Annotated in this window: 16 protein-coding genes and 1 rRNA gene; 5 read left to right on the top strand and 12 right to left on the bottom strand. The window is 49.9% G+C overall.

Going from position 1 to position 21,196, the window contains the following annotated elements; all coding sequences use genetic code 11:
• Positions 1-8: 8 nt before the first annotated feature.
• The 3 genes from addA to BLU30_RS09660 form a co-directional block, all read right to left on the bottom strand.
• A complete protein-coding gene (addA, locus tag BLU30_RS09670) occupies positions 9-3,551 on the bottom strand; it encodes a helicase-exonuclease AddAB subunit AddA (RefSeq protein ID WP_090245895.1) in 3,543 nt (1,180 codons plus the stop codon).
• Positions 3,538-6,867 carry a PD-(D/E)XK nuclease family protein gene (locus BLU30_RS09665; protein ID WP_090245893.1) on the bottom strand — a complete coding sequence of 1,110 codons (3,330 nt, stop codon included), beginning with the start codon at positions 6,865-6,867 and terminating at the stop codon, positions 3,538-3,540. Before BLU30_RS09665 ends, addA begins: the two co-directional genes overlap by 14 nt.
• A gap of 80 nt (positions 6,868-6,947) precedes the next feature.
• Positions 6,948-7,682 (bottom strand): HAD family hydrolase, encoded by a 735-nt coding sequence (locus tag BLU30_RS09660; protein WP_242873561.1) that lies wholly within the window; start codon positions 7,680-7,682, stop codon positions 6,948-6,950.
• A 211-nt stretch (positions 7,683-7,893) separates the two neighbouring features.
• On the opposite strand from BLU30_RS09660, the gene BLU30_RS09655 reads away from it, so the two are divergent.
• The 3 genes from BLU30_RS09655 (at position 7,894) to BLU30_RS09645 (ending at position 10,859) form a co-directional block, all read left to right on the top strand.
• Positions 7,894-8,643, top strand: a complete 750-nt coding sequence (locus tag BLU30_RS09655; protein ID WP_090245890.1) for an MIP/aquaporin family protein — start codon at positions 7,894-7,896, stop codon at positions 8,641-8,643.
• A 145-nt stretch (positions 8,644-8,788) separates the two neighbouring features.
• Entirely contained in the window at positions 8,789-9,673 is an 885-nt protein-coding gene (locus tag BLU30_RS09650; RefSeq protein WP_090245889.1) for a LysR family transcriptional regulator, read from the top strand.
• 85 nt (positions 9,674-9,758) lie between these two features.
• Positions 9,759-10,859, top strand: a complete 1,101-nt coding sequence (locus tag BLU30_RS09645; protein WP_090245887.1) for a glycerol dehydrogenase — start codon at positions 9,759-9,761, stop codon at positions 10,857-10,859.
• Between the two features lie 760 nt (positions 10,860-11,619).
• Here BLU30_RS09645 and BLU30_RS14535 read toward each other — a convergent pair.
• Genes BLU30_RS14535 through BLU30_RS09620 form a run of 5 tightly spaced genes read right to left on the bottom strand, consistent with a single transcriptional unit; the run spans position 11,620 to position 16,908 of the window.
• On the bottom strand, positions 11,620-12,798 hold the full coding sequence (locus BLU30_RS14535; protein WP_242873560.1) for an NUDIX domain-containing protein: 1,179 nt from the start codon (positions 12,796-12,798) through the stop codon (positions 11,620-11,622).
• Entirely contained in the window at positions 12,788-13,825 is a 1,038-nt protein-coding gene (gene mtnA, locus BLU30_RS09635) for an S-methyl-5-thioribose-1-phosphate isomerase (RefSeq protein ID WP_090245885.1), read from the bottom strand. Before mtnA ends, BLU30_RS14535 begins: the two co-directional genes overlap by 11 nt.
• Complete coding sequence (locus BLU30_RS09630; RefSeq protein WP_090245883.1) at positions 13,826-14,584, bottom strand: MTAP family purine nucleoside phosphorylase; 759 nt, start codon at positions 14,582-14,584, stop codon at positions 13,826-13,828.
• Positions 14,584-15,150, bottom strand: coding sequence for a cysteine hydrolase family protein (locus BLU30_RS09625; protein WP_090245881.1), 567 nt, complete (start codon positions 15,148-15,150; stop codon positions 14,584-14,586). The genes BLU30_RS09630 and BLU30_RS09625 overlap by 1 nt, the downstream gene beginning before the upstream one ends.
• The gene (locus BLU30_RS09620; protein ID WP_176770894.1) at positions 15,151-16,908 is read right to left on the bottom strand and encodes a DUF2284 domain-containing protein; all 1,758 of its coding nucleotides are present in this window, start codon (positions 16,906-16,908) and stop codon (positions 15,151-15,153) included.
• 270 nt (positions 16,909-17,178) lie between these two features.
• Here BLU30_RS09620 and BLU30_RS09615 point away from each other — a divergent pair, with 270 nt between their 5' ends.
• On the top strand, positions 17,179-17,871 hold the full coding sequence (locus BLU30_RS09615; RefSeq protein WP_090245877.1) for an iron-sulfur cluster assembly scaffold protein: 693 nt from the start codon (positions 17,179-17,181) through the stop codon (positions 17,869-17,871).
• 11 nt (positions 17,872-17,882) lie between these two features.
• Complete coding sequence (locus tag BLU30_RS09610; protein ID WP_090245876.1) at positions 17,883-18,881, top strand: GGGtGRT protein; 999 nt, start codon at positions 17,883-17,885, stop codon at positions 18,879-18,881.
• A 163-nt stretch (positions 18,882-19,044) separates the two neighbouring features.
• Here BLU30_RS09610 and BLU30_RS09605 read toward each other — a convergent pair whose 3' ends face one another.
• From BLU30_RS09605 to rrf, 4 genes are all read right to left on the bottom strand, one after another.
• Positions 19,045-19,245 carry a cold-shock protein gene (locus BLU30_RS09605; protein ID WP_090245875.1) on the bottom strand — a complete coding sequence of 67 codons (201 nt, stop codon included), beginning with the start codon at positions 19,243-19,245 and terminating at the stop codon, positions 19,045-19,047.
• Between the two features lie 311 nt (positions 19,246-19,556).
• On the bottom strand, positions 19,557-20,483 hold the full coding sequence (trxB, locus tag BLU30_RS09600) for a thioredoxin-disulfide reductase (RefSeq protein ID WP_090245873.1): 927 nt from the start codon (positions 20,481-20,483) through the stop codon (positions 19,557-19,559).
• A 9-nt stretch (positions 20,484-20,492) separates the two neighbouring features.
• Positions 20,493-20,816, bottom strand: coding sequence for a thioredoxin family protein (locus BLU30_RS09595; RefSeq protein ID WP_090245871.1), 324 nt, complete (start codon positions 20,814-20,816; stop codon positions 20,493-20,495).
• Between the two features lie 240 nt (positions 20,817-21,056).
• Positions 21,057-21,173, bottom strand: a 5S ribosomal RNA gene (gene rrf / locus BLU30_RS09590).
• Positions 21,174-21,196 lie beyond the last annotated feature (23 nt).

Raw genomic sequence — 21,196 nt, 5'->3', positions numbered from 1 at the left:
TCCCCGTCCTATACATTTTCCATTAAAAAACATAGCCGTTGTTCCTTCACGGGAATGCCGGTGAGGGCGGCCAGTGCCTCGGCGTACAGACCCAGCTGGGTCTGATACCGGGCCACCAGCCGTTCTTTTTCTTTGGCACCAAAAAAGCGGTCGGTTTTATAATCTAACAGGACCCAGGCACCATCCTCTAAAAAGCAGCAGTCAATCATCCCCTGGACGGTGATGGTCTGCCCTTTCCCGGCCCATTCGGGTCGGATGCGGGCAGCCTCCACCTGGTAGTTAAAGGGTAATTCCCGCTGGAGGGTTTTTGCAGCCAGGAGCCGTTGCCCTGTTTCTGTTGTGAAAAAGCGCTGGATGGGCTCTAAGTTAAGGGCTGCCAAAAGCGCTGGGGCAATGCGTTCCCGGGCGGCCATATCGGCGGCTTGCTTTTCGATGGTGTCCCCCAGGGCTTTCCAATCCTGGCCACAGCCTCGAATTTTCTTTAGGTCTAACCCCTGGAGGATGGTGTGGATACCGGTACCCAACTCTGCCGGAGCGAAGCCATCGGCACTCTGTTGCAAAAAGGCCGGCCGTATCACCAGCTCCGGAGCATCTCCCCCGTTTTCCAGGTTCCCCGCCCGAACCTTTGCAATTTCGGTAACGGTCATTTTCTCGGGAGGTTCCACCGCTCCTTGGAAAGGGTATCGCCAGGCCAGCCGCCGCCGGACTTCATCAGCCAGTTCAAGATCTCCCGATTTTTCCAAGGCCAGGGTTTCCGCCTCTTTCCCCATGACGGCACTTTCCCCACTTCCCCAGGGATGAAGGGTGATATCATAACAGCCCATGGATGTCATGGCCTCCCCCCCATCCTCTGGCAGGGCAGGCACCACTGGACCACCATCCACAGCAGACAGCATGACCCAATCTAAAAAGCACTGGGCTTTCTTTAAATAAAACAGGCTGGCAGGATACTGCCATCGGTCCATGCTCCCTTTAAAATCCTTCACGCCCCCTACTAAAATAAGGGATTCCATGGCCCGGGTCATGGCCACATAAAGGAGACGCATTTCCTCAGATAAGGACTCCACCCGTACCCGGTCTCCACAGAGGGCTTTGGCGATGGTGGGCTCAATCAACCGGCTTTCCGGGTCCACCTTATCTGGACAAATCCCCAGATCCTTGTGAAAAAGAACCCGTCCACTGTGACTCTTAGTGTTGAAGCGTCGGCCCATTCCCGCCACAAAAACCACAGGGAATTCCAGGCCCTTACTTTTATGGATACTCATAATCCGCACCACATCCTCATTTTCCCCCAGGGTAACCGGCGGGGATGTATCAAATTTATGCTTCTTCATCTCTTCGATAAAACCGATGAAGTGAAAAATCCCCTTGAGGGTCGAGCGCTTATAATCCCCGGCTCGCTTTAACAGCACCCGCAGATTACTCTGACGCTGAGCCCCTCCGGGTAAGGCTCCCACAAAGGCGTAATAGCCGGTATCCTGATAAAGCTTCCACAGAAAATCCTCGACACTGAGAATCTGGGCATCCAGGGCCCATTCCCCTAACTGCTCCAGGAATGCCCTAGCCTTACGGGCCAGATCATCCTCCTTGCCTTGGGCATAGACCCTTAGGCTTTGATGAAACCAAGGTGCCTCTGCCCCCAGTCGAATTTTAGTGCATTCCTCCACGGTAAAGCCCCCCATGGGTGAGAGCATCACAGATACCAGGGGAATGTCCTGATCCCCATTATCGATAATTTTAAGGAGGTTAAGGACGAGAATAATTTCCAGGGATTCGTAATAGGTCCGTCCCCCTTCAAAATAAACGGGGATCCCGGCTTCTGAAAAGACCCGGGCATAAGTATCCCCGGTGGCTGCCACCGCCCGCATCAATACCCCAATATCCCGGTAGGTCAGGGTCCGGGTCTCCCCGGATTTGGTGATGTAAATGGGCTTTCCTACCATCTCCTGGATTTTCCTTGCAATAAAGGCGGCCTCACAAACCACAGGTGAACTGTCGGCACTGGCATCCTCTTCATCTCGTCCCGTTTCCAGAATATGGACCTGGGTGCGGGTGTAGGGCCCGTCCCCGGACATCCCTTTATACAGTCTGGCCCGGTCATCGTAGTCCACCTCTCCCAGCTCCGGCGTCATGATTTTCTCAAAGACCCCGTTGACACCATCGACTACCCCCTGGCAGCTTCTAAAATTCTGACTCAGGGTGATGAGCGTTTCCTCTGGGGTATCCGATTCTTTAAATCGGTTGTACTTTTCAATGAAGATTCCCGGATCTGCCAACCGAAAGCGATAAATGCTCTGTTTGACATCCCCCACCATAAAATAGTTATCCCCTCTTAAGATACACTGAATGATGGCCTCCTGCATGCCGTTGGTATCCTGGTATTCATCCAAAAAGACATGCTGATATTTGGCCTGGAGCTCAGAGGCGATGGCTGGGTTTTCCAGGACCTTTAGGGTATACTGCTCCAAATCATTGAAATCCAGCATGGCTTTTTCTTCTTTTAGCTTTCTAAAGGCTCCCCAGAAATCCATGGTCAGGGCCACCAGGGCTTCCATGGGTCCTTTCATTTGGGACAGCGCCTCCAGGGCGGCATCCAGACCCCCGGCCATTTTTTTCTGGATAGCCTTCACGATCTCCTTGGCCATATTGCGCTGATCCTTAATGGCATCGCTGGTCTCTTTGTCCTCCCGGCTGCCCTTGTATCTTGGAAAGGCAATGGCCTGGAGGGCGGCACTATACACCTCGGGTCCTTCCTCTAAGGCTTCCAGGGCCCGGGTCACACCCCGGGCATCCCCGACCAGCTGTTCCTGGGTTTTGGCAAAGATTTCGCTATCCTCCACCATCACCAGGCACGTCTCTAAAATCTCCTCGGCTGCCCTTAAATCCACGGCCATATCCTGGCGCATGGTCTGTCCCCAAAAGCTCTCCCAAAAATTCTGGGGGGTCATGTCAAAATTCTGAAGGGCACTGATACACCAGCTCTGGGCATCGGGGAGGGTCATGAGGAAATTATAGAATTTTTCCACCAGCTCCTTTAAGCCCTGGTCATCCCGGTTGCCGGTGTACATTTCCACCAGCTGGGCAAAGGCATCGGTTTCCCCCGGGGGAATGGCCTGATATTTTTCCTCAAAGAGGGACTCCATGGCGGCCTTGCGCATAATGGTCAGCTCCCCCTCCCCTCCGAGAATGAATTCCGGATCAATGCCCGCCTCCTGGAAATACTCCCGGAGTATTCCCTGGCAAAAGGCATGGAGGGTGGAAATGGAGGCCGTAGGCAGGGCAGACAGGGCCTCCAAAATAGCGGCATGATCTGCCTGGGACTCTAAAAGGGCCTCCTGAAGGGTCCGCTTCAGGCGATCCTTCATTTCTGCTGCGGCTGACCGGGTAAAGGTGAGGACCAGAAGCCCTGAAACCGGGACTCCCTCCTCCATAATCATCCGCCGAATACGCTCGATGAGCAGGGCGGTCTTTCCCGATCCGGCGGCTGCTGACACCAGCAGATTTGTATCCCGGGTGGTAATGGCCCGGGACTGATCCTCAGTCCACTTCATCGCGATCCTCCCTCACTTCCTCTAAGAGCAGCTCCTTGCTGATTTTCTCCCGAAGCACCCGATAGGCACAGCGCTCCAGGCTTTCGTCAAATTGGCAGATACTTTTATATTCACAATAATCACAGGCCGTTTGGTTCCCCATTTTATAGGGGGCGATGGTGATATCTCCCCCTAATATGTTGACCAGACTTTCTTCAATAATAGCTTCAACATATCGGAGCAGGTCCTCAAATTCTTCGATATTGAACCGTGAAAGGGCCGAGCCCTTCTCAAAAATGGCCGAGCTTTTGGCATTTTCCACATCCAGAGCGGCAATCACCCGGGGATCGTCCAAAAAGATTCCCTTCATTTTAAACTTCTTATCCAGCTCCCGTTGCAGGTCTTCCCCTGTCAGGCCCTCACCACTGACCATGGGATCATCCACATGGAAATAGAAGGTGCCCCCGGGCAGACATAAGGTCCCTCCCTCTTCCTTGGAGGCCAGGGCCATGCCGGCGTCCATATAGACCAAAAGCTGGAGGGAGATGCCATAATACACCTCCGCCAGATTAATGGCTTTAGCCCCGGTTTTATAGTCGATTACCTTGATAAAGGTTTCCCCATCCTTGGTGTAGGTATCAATGCGGTCCACCACCCCCCGGATACTGGTCCCCCTGGGGAGGGCCGGAGCGTTTACGGGCTGGGTAAAATGATGCTCGCTATACTTAAAAGTAAAGTCCCCCTGTCCCAGGTGCTCCGCCAACATCCGAAGGGTCTGTACCCCCACACGCTTAAGCTTTTTCCCCAGAAATCGGTAAGCCCCGGTGCTTTCAAATACCTGGCCCGCCATTTGGGGAATCTGGTTTTCCAGTTCTTCCTCCACCCAGTGGTTTCTTGTGTCTCCATCCAGTTCTGACAGAGCCATCCCTGCACCGGCCGCCCGCTTGAACACCCCATCAATGACACTGTGGAGCAGGGTCCCAATATCCGGCGGTGTAACAATATATTCCTCCCGGGGCCGGGGCTTAAGGCCATAATGGATAAAGTGGGCAAAGGGACAGGAGCGATATTGTTCCAGTCTGGAAATACTGGTTTTAACCGGAGTGCCATACACTGCCGATACCAGCTCTGGAGGCAGGGTATCCCCCACACCCCTATATTCTAAAGCCTTCTCCATCTGCTTATAGGCGGCATTCCAGTGGGAATCCTCCCGATAATATCCCTTGGCCAGGGCACACAGGGCTGGGGTTCGACCTTCTGCCAAACGACGCCCTAGTTCCTCCAGGGTTCCCTGGCTGCCTGCCAGCCACTGGAGATCATCCTCCCCCTGGGTCCCGCTCATAACCGGCAGGGATGGAAAGACGCTTCGAAGGCCCACTACCAGGCTGGAGGGCAATTGGCTCTGGCCCTCTTCATCGCACAGGGTGTAGGACAGGTATAAAGACTCCGTGGCCCGGGTCAGCTGGGTGTAGATGGCATAATCCTCCCGACTTCTGCGATAACCGGGGTTGTCCTGGAGGGTAATTCCTGCCTGTGCCAGCCGTCTGCGGTCAGACTCCGTCAGAAGGGTATAATGGTTATCCTCTGCAGGCAGAATCCCTTCGTTAGCCCCCAGGACCAGAAGAGCCTTTACCTTCCCGCCCCGGCTTCTGAAGGCATCGGTAATGGTAACCACATCCCGCCTGGTGGGCAGTACCCCGATAGTATAGGTAGAGAGGCCGCTTTCCAGAATCCTGCGGTATTCCTGAAGGCTGCCGGTCTCATCCCCCATGGCCTCTTCGATCTGCCCAAGAACCTCCATCAACACATTCCAGATCTGATGGAAATGGCTTTGAGCCTCGTAATTTCCCCGTTCTGCCAGGGCTTCCCCCAGGGTCGATAAGGTCTGGGGGGCCTGTATTTCCTCTAAAAAAGCGACAGTGGCCGTCAGACGGCTGCGGTAGGTTTCCACTCCAGCCATAGCTTCCTGTAGGTTCCTAAGAGGTCCCATAAGGGCCTCCCGCCCTCGATTCAGATCCTCCAGATTCCAGGACTCCCCACCCTGCGTAAAGGGGACACACCATTTTCCGCCCTTTATGCCCCAGGCCAGGGCGTAATTTTCCAGAAGGTTACACGCCACTGGATCAACTCCGGCAAAACCGGATTTTGCATAGGCCATGAGGCTGTCGCCGTAATAACGCCGTTCCACTGCCTCCAAGGCAGACAATAACCCTTCAATCAGGGGGTTCTCCGAAACCGCCACAGACTCATCCCGAAAGCTGGGAATGCCATAGGCCGACAATGCCCGGGCGATCATCCCCCCCTGGGTTCCAGGGTCACCGCAAAGAATGGCAATATCCTTGTAAGAATACCCACAATCCCGGACAAGGGTCAAAATCTCCTGGGCCGCCCTTCGCGCTTCCTCCCAGGGATTGGCTGCCTGAAGGATTTTAATGCCCCTTACCGGACCAGTCCAGGGTTTGGGACAATAGGCGTAGAGCTGTCCCTCTAAATAGGACAGCGGTGTTTTGGGCACTTCCTTTGATAAGGAGATCACCTGAAACGCCTGGCCACTTCGTTTAGCAATAGCCGCCATGGTATCACAGGTTGCCCGGCAAATGCTAAAAATGCTGGCATCCGGTACCAGGGGATCAATATCCCCCTCCAGGGACATGGTCAGCTCCTCGACCTGGCCAGCTAAGGCCTCAACAATGGCGAAATCGCTGGTGGAAAAAGTGAAAAAACCATCGATCCACACTGTCGCCCCCCGGAGCTGGTCGCTTTGAGGTATCCGCTCACAGAGCATGGCCGCCCGGGTATCTTCATCCCAACGTTCCGTTCCCAACTCACCTTCATAGCTCTCATAAAGGGTCGCCATGTCCCTTAACTTTTGTCTGAGCAGACTATTCTCTGCCAATCCCAAAGCCGCCTGTTCCAAGGCTTCTCCATCAATTCGGTTTTGCTTAAGCTCTCCGATAAAGGCCGCCAGCTCCCCCAAAAATCCTGGACGATTGGCACTTTTCCGATAAAGGGTCAACCCGGACTTCACCTTCCCCAGACTTTTAGCCAAAAGCATTCGCCGCCCATGGTCGTCCACCACCGTGCGGGTAATGCCCCCAACCTCCTGAAATACCCGGGTAGCCAGACGGCCTAAGCTCAGCACCTCTAACCCCATCAGGCCCGGCTTGTTCAGATGTGCCATGAGGGTCTGTTCCGCCCCCAGGGTATATTGTTCCGGGACTAATAGAATCAGCCGCTCCTTCCCAGCCAAGGTGGCTTCCTTGATATCATCGTACACCCGGGTCCTGGGGGACACACCATCCAGGCCTGGTCGCCCGAGGATGATTCGCATTGTCATTTTGTGCCTCCTTTTTAAAAACCAAACAGCTTTCGTCTCTGGATAAAACAAAGAACCTGTGATGCCACAGGTTCTTTGTTTTATCCCTTGAGCTCGTCGTCTTTACACTCTCCAAAGATTGAATACATATCAAAGCCATATTTAAAGGCATCGATGGCACGATGGGGTTTCTTAATCCAGATGGCGTCCTTAAAGACTTCTAACTCCCTGGGTGCCGTAAATCCCCAGGTACACAGCACCGGCAGCATCCCGGCGTTTTTTGCCGTTTCATAATCCACCTTGCTGTCCCCCATGTAGATACAGCGTTCCGGAGCAACCCCCATCTTTTCTGCTAAAGCCAGGGTTTGGGTAGGATCGGGTTTCCGAGGCTGTCCCACCTGCTGGCCGATAACATCCACAAACTCCTTAATATCGAAGAGCCCATCCACGATTTCCCGGGCAGCCTCAATGGGCTTATTGGTACAAATTCCAAAGGGAATCCGCTTGACATGGAGATAGCGAATCAATTCCTTAATCCCGTCATAGGGTCGGGTTTTACGGATGTATCGGGTGGCATAATCCGCTTTCATAAAAGCCTCAGCCTCATCCAAAAGACTTTCATCCCTTCCCATTTCCTCTGGCAAAGCTCGTTTAACAAGATTCCGTATCCCCCGGCCGATGAGACCCTTACCCTCTTCATAGCTCTTCGGCGGTAATCCATAATGTCCAAGCATGCTATTGCATGCGTCAATCAGGTCCTCCAGGGAATCGATGAGGGTCCCATCCAAATCAAAAATGATGCCATCGTACTTTGGTGTATATAATTCTTCCGCCATCCTCAGACCTCCTGTTACTCATTTTAATGATAATATTATAGCACAAAAAGTCCCTCTAAACATCCATTTTCAGATATAACCTCTGGTTATTGCCCTATCACAATTTTTCAATTTACAAAGGCTTTCCTGAGCTGTAAACTATTAACTATGGAAGGAATCGCAATCTAAATGCAATTCTACTTAATATTATTCATTCAAAGGGGGATGAAAAATGTTTACTGCTTATATTGCCGAATTTATCGGCACAATGCTGCTCGTTCTTTTAGGGGATGGCGTTTGCGCCAGTTTATCCTTGGATGGTTCCTTATTTAAAGGTGCTGGTCCAATCTACACGATGCTTGGATGTGGTTTGGCAGTTATGCTGCCTGCTATGGCATTCGGCACTCAATCCGCTGCCCACTTTAATCCTGCTCTGACCATTTCCTTGGCCGTCATCGGTGCATTCCCATGGTCCGGCGTCCTTGGTTACATCGTTGCTCAGATGCTGGGTGGCTTCGTTGGTGCTTGCTTAGTCTATGTGGTCTTCCACGATCAGTTCAAGCTGACCTTAGACAATGGCGCAGCCAAAGAAGACCTTCGTGGTATCTTCTGTACTGGTCCTGCCATTCGTAACCTGCCCATGAACGTTGTTGGTGAAGCATTTGCAACCTTCGCTCTGGTCTTCTTCATCGTCAGCATCGGCACTGGTGCTAAATTAGTTGGTGATGTTGGACTCAACTACTTCTTTGTTTATGGTATCATCATGAGCTGCGGTTTCTCCTTAGGTTCAACTACAGGTTTCGCCATGAACCCTGCCCGTGATACTTCTCCTCGTCTGGCTTATGCTGTGTTATTCCATGGCGACGCTGACTGGGGTTATGCCTGGGTGCCAATCGTTGGTTCTTTAATCGGTGGGATCATAGGTGCATTACTGGCATCTTACACCACTGCTCTTCCTGCTTTAGCAACTTTACTTGGATAGAGATTTAACTTTTATAATAATTTAAAACCGCGACCTTCCATCCTTGAGCCGTTGTCCACTGGACAACGGCTTTTTTATCTTTTGATTCAATATTGCATTTTTCATTCATTTCGTATATTCTATTAAGTTAGTGAGGTCAGTTGAAATGAATATTAATTATGAACATTATAAAGTTTTCTACAATGTTGCCAAACAAGGTAGTATTACCATGGCCGCCCATAAGCTCTATATTTCTCAGCCTGCGGTCAGCAAATCCATTGCACAGCTTGAAAAGGAGTTGGGTTGTCCCTTATTTATTCGACATTCTACGGGTATGACCCTTACCCAAGAGGGTGAATTACTTTACTCCCATATTGCCATTGCTTATGAAGAAATTGCGTTAGGAGAAAGCCAGCTGCAAAGTTTACGTTTTCCCAAATCGGATATGCTGCGCATTGCTGCAGATGACTTGGCCATTCGATATCTTTTGGGGCCAGAAATCCATCATTTTATTCGGAAATTCCCCACGCACCCCCTGACCCTTAAGCAAGGAACACCTGACCAAGTGACTGAAATGGTCCGCCAGGGAACCGTCGATTTGGGCTTTACTATTTTCCCTGAGGCGTATTTTCCAGATCTCGATACTGTATCCCTTGGCTCCTACAACGGCGTTTTCATCGCTAGTCCGGAATATATTCATCCCAACTCAACCACTTTTGATCTTGCCGATTTGATTGAACACCCCATTATTTATTCTTATAATAACACCTCTGCCGCTCATTATCTCTATACACTGATGGGTCAACAAAATATTGAGCCATGCTCTTTGATGGAAGTCGGAACCACCGATCTTGTGGAGGACTATGTACTCCATGGCTGTGGTATCGGGATTACTTTACACCACCTTGTCACTGAAAAATTGGAACAGAAGTCTCTGATCTCCCTTATGACCTCCTTCCAGCTCCCTCCCATTGAACGGGCTATAATTTTACGCAAGCACGAAAAACACACCGCTTTGATCACGGATTTTTTAAACACCTTCTTTTGTTAAATGTGTTTGTTAAATATCAATTAAAGCCTATCTTTCCTTTTCAAAAAGTTATATAATAAAGATATAAAATATTAGGAGGCTTCTCATGGAAAAAATCATTCAATCTCCCGGTATGTACATCCAAGGTGCTGGCGAAATTGCAAAGCTGCCCCAACGGGTTAAGAACTTTGGTGATGCTGCCCTAGTCGTTCTCAGCGGCACGATGATGCGCACCCGTAACGATGGGTTAAAGGCAGATTTCGAGGCAGCTGGTGTCAAATACATCTCAGAAAAATTTGGTGGCGAATGCTCCCAAACCGAAATTAATCGTCTGCGTAAACTGGTACAAGAAAATGATTTGAAGGTCGTTGTCGGCGTCGGTGGCGGAAAAACCTTAGATACTGCAAAAGCAGTTGCTCATTATGAAGGTCTCCCCGTTATCATTGCCCCGTCTATCGCATCCACTGATGCGCCTTGTTCTGCCCTTTCAGTGATCTACACCGATGATGGTGTCTTTGAATCCTATTTAGTTCTACCGAAAAATCCAGAAATCGTCATTATGGATACGGATATTATCAAGGCTGCTCCTGCCCGTCTCTTTGTCGCCGGTATGGGGGATGCCCTGGCAACTTATTTTGAAGCTCAGGCGACCTATGATTCCAATTCTCTGGTAATGTCCGGTGGCCATGTCACGAATTCAGCCCTTAAACTGGCCCGTCTATGCTATGATATTCTTATCGCTGATGGACTAAAAGCTAAACTTGCCCTGGAACGCGGTGTTTGTAGCGCTGCAGTGGAAAATGTTATTGAAGCCAATACCTACTTAAGCGGTGTTGGTTTTGAAAGTGGCGGACTGGCCGCGGCCCACGCCATTCACAATGGTTTGACCGTTTTACCGGAGTGTCATGAAATGTACCATGGCGAAAAAGTTGCCTTTGGGACCTTAGCTCAGATGATCATGGAAAATCGCTCTGACGAAGACCTGGAAGAGGTTCTGGAATTCTGTGTGTCCCTGGGTCTGCCGGTAACCTTAAAGGAACTGGGCTGCACGGATGTCACCCCAGAAAAGATTATGGCTGTTGCCGAAGCTTCTACCGCTGAAGGTGAAACCATCTATAACATGCCGACCGAAGTAACCGCCGACAGCGTCTATGCCGCCATTATGGCTGCTGATGCTTTGGGGACTTGGTATCTTGGGGAAGAATAAGTAACTGAAGATTCAAAAACCACCGCCCTAAAACGGGGCGGTGGTCAAAGCATCGACAAAGTGGTGTCGCGCGGTCAGGGAGAGGATAAAAAAGATTCACCTCGGACCCCAGGCGCTGATGAACGAAGAGAAAGTCCTCAATCGTCAGTGCGCAAAACCTTCGGTTTTGATCAGGTTTAAGGCGGGTTTGCTCTCTTAATTTGATGAAAGTCCAAAACGCCAGCCCGCAGGGGCAACCGGGGTTCTCGTATTTTTATCATCACCCTTCCCTGGGTTTGTCGACAGTCTAATCACCGCCCTAAAACGGGGCGGTGGTTTTTTTATTTTAAGCCTTGGTTTTTAAAGGGTTCTGTTTCTCCTCCGCATAAAAAAAGGGCCGGCAACATCTCTGCTACCGGCTAAAATAAGGAAAAGAAATGAAAATGTTCAGGAAATTTGTCCCCAAACGATTGACAATTATTATTATAGGACACTTTCAGACAAAAAACAAGCTCTTTCAGACATTTTTATTCACTTTGTCATAATTTCAGTTTTTATTAAGAAGTCTATTTGGATTCGGGAAATACCCATCGGTTCCGTTTCTGTATTTCTGTTCGTTTTTGCATAAAAAAAGGGCCGGCAACATCTCTGCTACCGGCTAAAATAAGGAAAAGAAATGAAAATGTTCGGGAAAAACCCCAAACGATTGACATCTATATGATATACCCCTCCCGCTCAAAAAGCAAGGTTTTTGGTGCTAAATCTTTTATTTTAAGGAATTTTAAGATATCATGTGTCGGATTACGGCTTCGTCTCCTGGGCAAAAGGAGTAGTTGAGCATTTCCTCGGGTCTGACCCAGCGCATCTCCTGGTGAACCTTCATACATGGCGTTCCACTGACAATTTTTGCAGTAATAAAAGTGAGGAATACCCTTTGATCGGGATAAGTATAACTGGCATGGTCATATACCTCTTCACAACAGATTTTAATGTCCAGCTCTTCTTGACATTCCCGGACCAGACATTCTCTGGGTGTTTCTCCAGGCTCCATTTTCCCTCCTGGAAATTCCCAGAGATTTCCACAGCTTCCGCCTGGCCCCCGCTGACAGATTAAAATATGTCCATCCCCATCCTGGATGATGGCTGCTGCGACGGATACGGTATTCTGAAGGCTTCCGGATTTTTCTTCCACAATGGGGTCCAGGCTGTGCCGAACCCGTTGACAAAAGGCAAGGGGGCTTTGACGCCGCCAATACCAATCGGCATTCACTTCGAAGGATAGGGTCTCCATCCCCAAGTCTTGAATCTTAGGGATAATCTCATGAAAGGGGATATTCCCTTCCCCAGGGATCCAATGACGATCCAGGTGTCCATCATTATCCGATAGATGCATAGCCTTCATACGCTCTCCAAAGGTATCCAGCAGATGCCCACGGCCACAGTGAAGCATATAGTCGTGGGAGGAGTCGTAGCACATGCCAAAATGGTCAGACTGGATGCGCTCCAGCAGCCAGGAGAGCAAATACTGGCGGGATACATTTTCTACTGCAATATCCACCCCATATTTTTCGCCCGCCTCAGCCAAAACACTAAAGAAGCGGAGGCCATTTTCCATTTCAAAGGGACCTAAATCCAAATCATTGGTGTGGACGACTAAAGCGGGGACATTAAAACGCCTGCAGTCTGCCACAAAGCCACAAAGCCGGTCTAAGAGAGGCTTCGATTCACGGGCATTCTTTTCCCATATCCCATTATATCCCATAAAGGGGGCATGGAAATTAGTAATCTCCAATCCCATCCGTCTGGCCATATCAGGCATCGCCTCCTTTGGAATATGGACTGGTTCAAATTCATCCTCCCAGGAGAGCATCACCGCATCAAATCCGGCCGCTTTAATAATATCCAGACGCTCCTGAAGGGGCTGAAAATATCCGAACCATGAAAAGATGCTATACCTCATGGTTTAGCTCCGGAATATGGATATCATAGGGGGGATACACCACGCCCTTTTCGGTGATAATGGCGGTCACATTTTGATGGGGGGTTACATCGAAGGCAGGATTCTCCCGGACCACTCCCTTTGGCGCAATGCGTTGTCCTTTAATGACGCTGATTTCCTCGGGGGCTCGATTTTCAATGACGATGTCCTCCCCACTCCACATGTCAAAATCGATGGTGGAGGTCGGCGCTGCCACATACATAGGAATACCATGGGCCTTGGCCAGCACCGACACCGAGTAAGTTCCGATTTTATTAGCCACATCACCATTGCGGGCGATACGGTCCGCCCCGACGATGACACAGTCGATTTTGTCCTGCTTCATCATCCAGCCTGCCATATTATCGGTAATCAGGGTGACGGGAATCCCATCCTTATGGAGCTCGTAGGCAGTGAGCCGGGCCCCCTGGAGCAGAGGACGTGTCTCATCAGCATAAACGGAGATGTTCTTTCCGTCTTCCCAGGCCGCCCGAATGACACCCAGAGCGGTTCCATAATCGGCGGTGGCCAAAGCACCCGCATTGCAATGGGTCAAAATGGTATCTCCCCGATGGATCAGCTTAGCACCATGGGCTCCCATGGCCCGACACATGGCAATGTCTTCGGCGCAGATGGCGTCAGCCTCTGCCATAAGGGCTTTTGCCATCGCCTCTGTTGTCCCATCCCCACAAGCCTTTAAAGCTGCATCCATCCGATCAATGGCCCAAAAGAGATTGACTGCCGTTGGACGGGTCCCCCGGAGATAAGCCATGGCGCCATCCATTTTGGATAAAAATACGTCCATGGACCGGGGAGCGAACTCCCTAGCCGCCAGGGCAACGGCGTATCCAGCGGTGACGCCAATGGCTGGCGCCCCACGAACGACCATGGTGACAATAGCCTCCCCCACCGCCCGATAATCGGTGTAGCTTCGGATGACCTCCTCCGTTGGCAGAAGGGTTTGATCAATCAGTTTAAGTGCACCATCTTCAAAATAAACGGGCCGCATTTACTTCCTCCCGATTCGTTCAATCATACGGAAGATGAGGGCTTTCACCCTTTCATTGTTCTCCGCCAGTACCTTAAGGACCTGTTCCTCCGTCACAGGAGGAATTCCGGGCTTGTCCTTTAAGCCCGCATCATAATCGGTAACAAGGGCCACATTGACCACTGGAATTGCCTTTTCCATGCAAAGATAAGCCTCGGGATACTGGGTCATATTAATAATATCCGCCCCAAAGCCGGCGTACATCCGGCTTTCTGCCCGAGTCGAAAACCGAGGGCCGTTCACCACCACGGTGGTTCCGCCATCGTGGACAGTGATTCCCAACTTCTGGGCCTCCTCAATGGCATAGCTCCGAAGTCTTTGATCGTAGGGGTCCGCCGAGCTGAGATGGACCACCTTAGGGCTTTGGAAAAAGGTATCCTTCCGGCCAGAGGTCATATTGATGTATTGATCCGTCACCACAAAATCGCCAGGTTTAAAGTCCTCCCGAAGGGAGCCCACACAGCAGGGTGAAATCAATGCCTTGACCCCAAGCTGTGAAAAGACATCGATATTAGCCCGATAGTTAATCTCACTGGGGCTTAGGGTATGCCCCTTCCCATGGCGTGGCAGGAAGGCAACCGTCTTCCCCCCCACACTCACCAGGCTCACCGCATCCGAAGGCTTCCCGTAGGGTGTATCGACATCGATGCGGCGGACATCACCACCCAGCTCGTACAAACCAGAACCACCAATGACACCAATATCTGCCGAATAATACATCACACTTCCTCCTCGTTTACCACGTTGAATCCCAATGTTTCTTTAAAATGTGCCAGTGCCCAGGTGTGCCCCAGGGCGTTAAAGCTGGCCACCCGATTGTCATGTACAGTGACAGGGTAACCTAGATTATAAGCACTGATGGCGGTGTGCAGCACACAGATATCTGTGCACACCCCGGTAATTTCCAGGCTATCCACCCCATACTGGCGCAGCAGCTGATCTAAAGGCGTTCCCTCAAAACAGGAATACCGAAACTTATCCAGCCAGAAAATCTGTCGGTCCACAAGCTCTTCATTAGCCTCTAAAAGGGCTCCGGTTTGGCCATAGACCATCCGCCCAGGACTCCCCTTTATATTGTGAGGCGGAAAGAGTCGGGATTCCGGATGGGTATGATCCCCTTCCAGGTGGAGATCATTGACCACAAAAACCAACCCACCCTCTGCCAGGGTTTCTCTTACTGCCTGGGCGATGGCACCATCGATGGCCTGGGCTGGCGCCCCAGCGGTCAGACACCCATCCTCAGCCACAAAATCATAGGTATAATCAGTGATAATGAGCGCTTTCATTTAGTAAGCCTTCTTCCAGCCTCCCTTTTCGGGGGACTCGCTTTCTTCCTGCAAATCTGCCTTAAAGCCCAGCCATTTATATTTCGAATCATCCTCTTCCTCCGGGGCAACCTCCTCTGCCTGAGCTTCTGGCTCTGGATGAGCCGCCAAGGCTTGGGCTTCTGGCTCTGACGGGGCTACGATCTCCGGCGCAGGGGGCTCATCTGCCACCACGGCCTGGGCAATGCTTAAAGCCGCCCCCAGGACATCCTTAACACTGGATGCATCTAAAAACTCGATGGGTTCCGGCTCGGGCTGCAGCTGTGATACTACTGGTGTTTTTACCTCTGGTGCTGGCGATGCATCCGGCAGATCAGGGGCTGGCTTAGGTGGTACCGGGACAGCTTGGACCGATTTCTCCGGTTCAATGCTAATACCCAGCTTAGCGGCCAAAAAGGCTTCTGCTTCAGCCTCACTCATATCTGCCATTTGGGCACGAAGTGCCCGCTCGAATTCATCCCGAATCTGGGCCTTTTTATCCATCGCTCCAGAAGGTGCCCCTCCTGGGGTCTTTGTCTGTATCCCCTCACTCTGAAAATCCTTGAGGGCCTGCTCCACCTGGGCTTGCTCCGTTGTTGATGGCCCCCCTACCAATTCCTCTGGGATATTGGCATCGGCACCTTGCTCTGCAGCCTCCTGGGCGGCCTTTTCCTCTTCTGACAGGCTGAACTTTGGAATGGGCCGGGCATACATCATCTCATCGGCTTCATCAGCCGAGCGCTTAAATCCCAGCCATTTGAACTGACTGTCATCCTCTTCATCCGGGGCCACTAAGGGCCCATCAGTAGGATCGAATACCGGGTGGGATACCTCCCGTTTAGGGGTGGGCGGCTCTTCCGATGCCACCTCCGTTTCTGGTGCCGCCTCTGCTGGCGGATCAGGATATTCATCATCGCCCTCAGCCCAGGGACGATCCTTCACATAATCCCCACTGTCTAAGGCTTCACTTTTAAAACCAATCCAGCTTTGCTTTTTAGCATCCTCTGACTGGATTTCCTGCTGCATCAGCTCATTGGCCTGATTATCCAGCCAGCTTTCCAGCCGCTTGGCTTTGGGCTTATCTTCCCCACCCAGGATGGTCTCCCCAGCTTTTAAATAGCTACGCTTGGCATCGGGAAAGTGACTTTTTATGACATCCAGGGGAATCTTATTGTTGGTCAGCACCGCCATGACCGTGGAGAGTTTTTCCGGCAAATGTCCTTCTCTGGGCCATTGGAGCAGTAAGCCAATTTCAAATTTGCAAATGGCATCGACATCAAAGCCCAGGGATTCCAGGGAAAAACGCATTAACTCCGGATGTCGGCATTTTTGGCCCTTGGGACGGGCACAGCCTTCTCCCGACAAATCACAGATATGGCAGTTCCCCGGCATCAGGGTCAGGGTCCCCGGGATTTTTTCTTCCAACTCCAGCAGACTCTTCCAGGATTCCACCTTCATAACATGATTGACTTCCGTGCAATAATCCCCACAGGCTTTGATGCCAATGATTTTCTGACGATCGCTTTTGGGAATGGTATATTCCCGGCCAATGAGCATCATATATTTAAACTCATTCAAAAAAATTGTTTCACTAAAGCCATATTCCGGGCAGGACCAATACTGCCCATAATTGGGGCAGCGCTTGCAATACCCCCGGGTTTTTCTTAAGGTATGGTATTCGTCCAGCATCTTTTCCATGGGGACGGCACCGGAACTGAATTTATGGGTATACTCCATCATAACACCTCGACTCATCATTCATTGATTGATTGCATACTAATATATTCTATATTTTACTCTATCTTTTCAGGGACATCAACCGAAGTTTTTGACCTGCACAGATAAGATTTCAGCATGGGTTTCCCTTTGCCTTGCTTCATTTTTGTCCCAGCGGGACAAAAAACTCGAAATCACAAAAAATTACCATTCTATTTTCCTTTGATTCATATTATAATGAGGGCGAAGAAAAATTCAACCAATAATCGTTAAATTTTGAAGGGAGTTTTGTGAATGGAATATTCTCAGGAAGTAAAAAACATGTGCTGTGTCGCCAGTAATGCGAATCACGGTGCCGCCCCAATCCCCGAAGAGGGTCAGTGGGTTCAGTCGAAGGAAGTATCCGATATCTCTGGTCTTACCCATGGTACCTGCGGCTGTGCACCACAGCAGGGAACCTGTAAGCTGACCTTGAATGTCAAAGAAGGCATCATCCAGGAAGCGCTGATTGAAACCATCGGCTGCTCCGGTATGACCCACTCAGCTGCCATGGCCGCTGAAATCCTGCCGGGTAAAACCATTTTAGAAGCTTTAAATACAGACTTAGTCTGTGATGCCATCAATGGTGCTATGCGTGAATTATTCCTGCAGATTGCCTATGGCCGTACTCAGACTGCCTTCTCCGAAAATGGCCTGCCCGTCGGCGCTGGCTTAGAGGATCTGGGCAAGGGCTTAAGAAGCCAAACCGGGACCACCTATGGAACCCTGGATAAGGGACCCCGTTACCTGGAAGTGGCAGAAGGCTATATCAAACAGCTGGCCCTCAATGACCATGACGAAATCGTCGGTTACTCCTTCGTCCATCTGGGCAAAATGATGGAAAACATCAAAAAGGGCGTTGATCCCAAGGAAGCCTACGAAGCCGCTTCTGGCCAATACGGACAATTCGATGGTGCTGCCAAGTACATCGATCCACGGGAACAATAGGAGGTTAACCAATGGCATTATTTGAAAGTTACGAAAGAAGAATCGATAAAATTAACACGGTCCTTGCCGAAAACGGCATTGCTTCCCTGGAAGAAGCGAAGCAGATTTGTGATGATAAGGGTGTCGATGTGGCTGAAATTGTCAAGAGCATCCAGCCCATCTGCTTCGAAAACGCCTGTTGGGCTTACACCTTGGGTGCAGCCCTAGCCTTCAAAAGAGGCGCTAAAAGTGCCGCTGAAGCTGCTGCCATCATCGGGGAGGGCTTACAGGCCTTCACCATCCCTGGCTCCGTTGCAGAACAACGGAAGGTCGGCTTAGGCCACGGGAACCTTGGGTCAATGCTGCTGTCTGAAGAAACCGAATGTTTCGCCTTCCTGGCAGGTCACGAATCCTTTGCCGCCGCTGAAGGAGCCATCGGAATCGCCCGTTCTGCCAACAAGGTCCGTCAAAAGCCCCTTCGGGTTATCTTAAATGGCCTGGGCAAAGATGCCGCTTTAATTATCTCCCGGATCAATGGCTTTACCTATGTGAAAACAGACTATGACTACTACACCGGAGAATTAAAGGAAGTCAGCCGTACCGCTTATTCTGATGGTGAACGTGCTGCGGTTAACTGCTACGGTGCCAACGATGTGCGTGAAGGTGTCGCCATCATGCATAAGGAAGGGGTCAATGTCTCCATCACCGGGAATTCCACCAATCCCACCCGCTTCCAGCACCCTGTTGCCGGTACCTATAAGAAGGAATGTATCGAACAGGATAAGAAGTATTTCTCAGTTGCTTCTGGCGGTGGTACCGGCCGCACCCTCCATCCCGATAACATGGCTGCCGGTCCGGCTTCCTACGGAATGACCGATACCATGGGCCGGATGCACTCCGACGCTCAATTTGCCGGTTCCTCCTCTGTGCCCGCCCATGTTGAAATGATGGGACTCATCGGCATGGGGAACAACCCTATGGTTGGCGCCACTGTTTCGGTCGCCGTTGCTGTGGAAGAAGCTGGTAAGTAAGAGCCTTCCATAAATTTTATCTTCAACAATCTTTTAACAAAGAAAATAGAAGTAGCGGATAACTTTTCGCTACTTCTATTTTTTATTCGTGAATAATCTTAGATAAAACGGTCTCCATAAAAAAAAGGCCAGATTTCTCTGACCTTTCCCATTTCTCGATAGACTATGCGCGGGAAACGTTAGTCGCCTGCAGACCACGTGGTCCCTTTTCGATATCGAAGGTAACAGCTTCCCCTTCGTTCAGGGTCTTAAAGCCACTACCAGTGATTGCGGAAAAATGTACGAATACATCTTCGCCATCTTCTCTAGAAATAAAACCAAAACCCTTGTCGCCATTAAACCATTTTACTGTACCATTATTCATTGTTGGTACCTCCTATAAAAAATTTATATCCTCAATCGTAAAATAAAAAACACATATTTTTGTAAAGCTTCTCTGCTTAGTTGGTTGACTTAAGCAAATAAAAAGATTTACAAAAATATGTGAAATCAATTGATACTCTCTTAAATACATTCTTATTATAGCCCGATTTTGCGTCGTTGTCAAGCTTTTTATTTTTAAGAGCTCTCCTGAAAATTCCCGCTTTTTCATTCATTAAAAAAGCTCTGTACCCCCAGGTACAAAGCTTTTTTAAAACAGTAAGACTATTTATCCCCGTGAAGAAGTTTTATCCTTTACTCAAAGGTAACCAAATAATCTTCAATATATTTTGATGCGGTTGCGCCGTCAGCAGCAGCCGTAATAATCTGTCTAAGGGCCTTGGTTCGGACATCCCCCACCGCATAGACGCCAGACAAATTGGTCTTTGTGGACTCGTCTGCTACAATGTAACCCTGGGGGTCCAAATCGATCTGACCTTTGACCAAATCGGTATTGGGGATGCGTCCCACCGCAACGAAGATCCCATCACAGGGTAAATAACTTTTAATCCCGGTTTTTATATTTTCAATTTCTGCACCATTGACCACATCACCATAATCGATATGGGAAATTTTAGAATCCCACAAAATTTTAATGTTTTCTGCTCTCTCTAAGGGTTTTAAGTAGGTTTTCGTCGCCCGAAGGGTATCCCGACGATGGACGATGGTAACACTCTTACAAATTTTAGAGAGGAATAATGCATCGGCGACAGCGGAGTTCCCCCCACCTACTACGAGTACATTACGATCCTTATAAAACATCCCATCACAGGTAGCACAATAAGCAACCCCCCGACCAATGAGGCCTTCTTCGCCTTCCACCCCCATCTGTCTGGGAGATGCCCCAGTGGCAATGATGACGGTTTTGCTCTTAAAGTTCCCTTCACTACTGACCACCGTTTTGATATTTCCTTCTAAGTCAAGGGATCGGACTTCACCCAAAACGGTTTCGGCCCCAAAGCGTTCGGCGGATAATTTCATTTTCTCACCTAGATCAAAGCCATCTACCCCGTCTTCGAATCCAGGATAATTATCCACCTGACTTGTTGTTGCCATCTGTCCACCTGCCGAAAGCTTTTCAAGGACTAAGGTTGACATACAGGCTCTTGCACAATATAAAGCGGCGGTATAGCCGCCAGGGCCACCTCCGATGATGATGACATCATAAATTTTTTCTACCATAACAGCCTCCTAAATTCCCTGGGACGCAAGCCAGGCATCCACATCAGCTTTCGATTTCGGAGCTTCTGATACTGGTCCGGGCCTTCCATCCACGAATAAAATCAGGGAAGGAATCATCTTAACACCATATTCCGCCTTCAACTCTGGAGCATCATCGATATTGACCTTTACCACCTGAACCTTTTCTCCCAGCTGTTTGGCCACAACATCAATGACGGGACTTAAGCGTCGACAATAGCCGCACCAAGGGGCCCAAAAATCTACTAAAACAGGAATACCGGATTCCAATACTGCGGCCTCAAAACTATCGCCTCGCACTTCAATAATTTCCATAATAAGCTTCCTTTCTACTGCTGTACTGTTCAAAAAAAACAACGTATTCTGATTACTTCCATTATAAACCCTCCAGGGATTTTGTCAACCTAATTGTATTTTTTTAAAGTACAATTCAAGGAAAGGAAGTAAACCCGCCTTAAACCTTATCAAAACCGAAAGTTTTGCGCACTGACGAATGAGCGGTTTCCCTTTTTATCCCTTCCCTTATTTTTCCAAAAAATAAAAAAAAGCCATTAGATTGCGCGACGTTCTATCCTCCCAGGCAGTCACCCACCAAGTACTTTCGACGCTAAAAGGCTTAACTTCTGTGTTCGGTATGGGAACAGGTGTACCCCTCTTGCTATCGTCACGCAATCTAAGTGCTCTTTATTCGCTTC

The organism is Eubacterium barkeri (genome assembly GCF_900107125.1).
GTDB classification, from domain to species: Bacteria; Bacillota; Clostridia; order Eubacteriales; family Eubacteriaceae; genus Eubacterium_O; species Eubacterium_O barkeri.
This window is presented reverse-complemented; position numbering and strand designations above follow the sequence as displayed.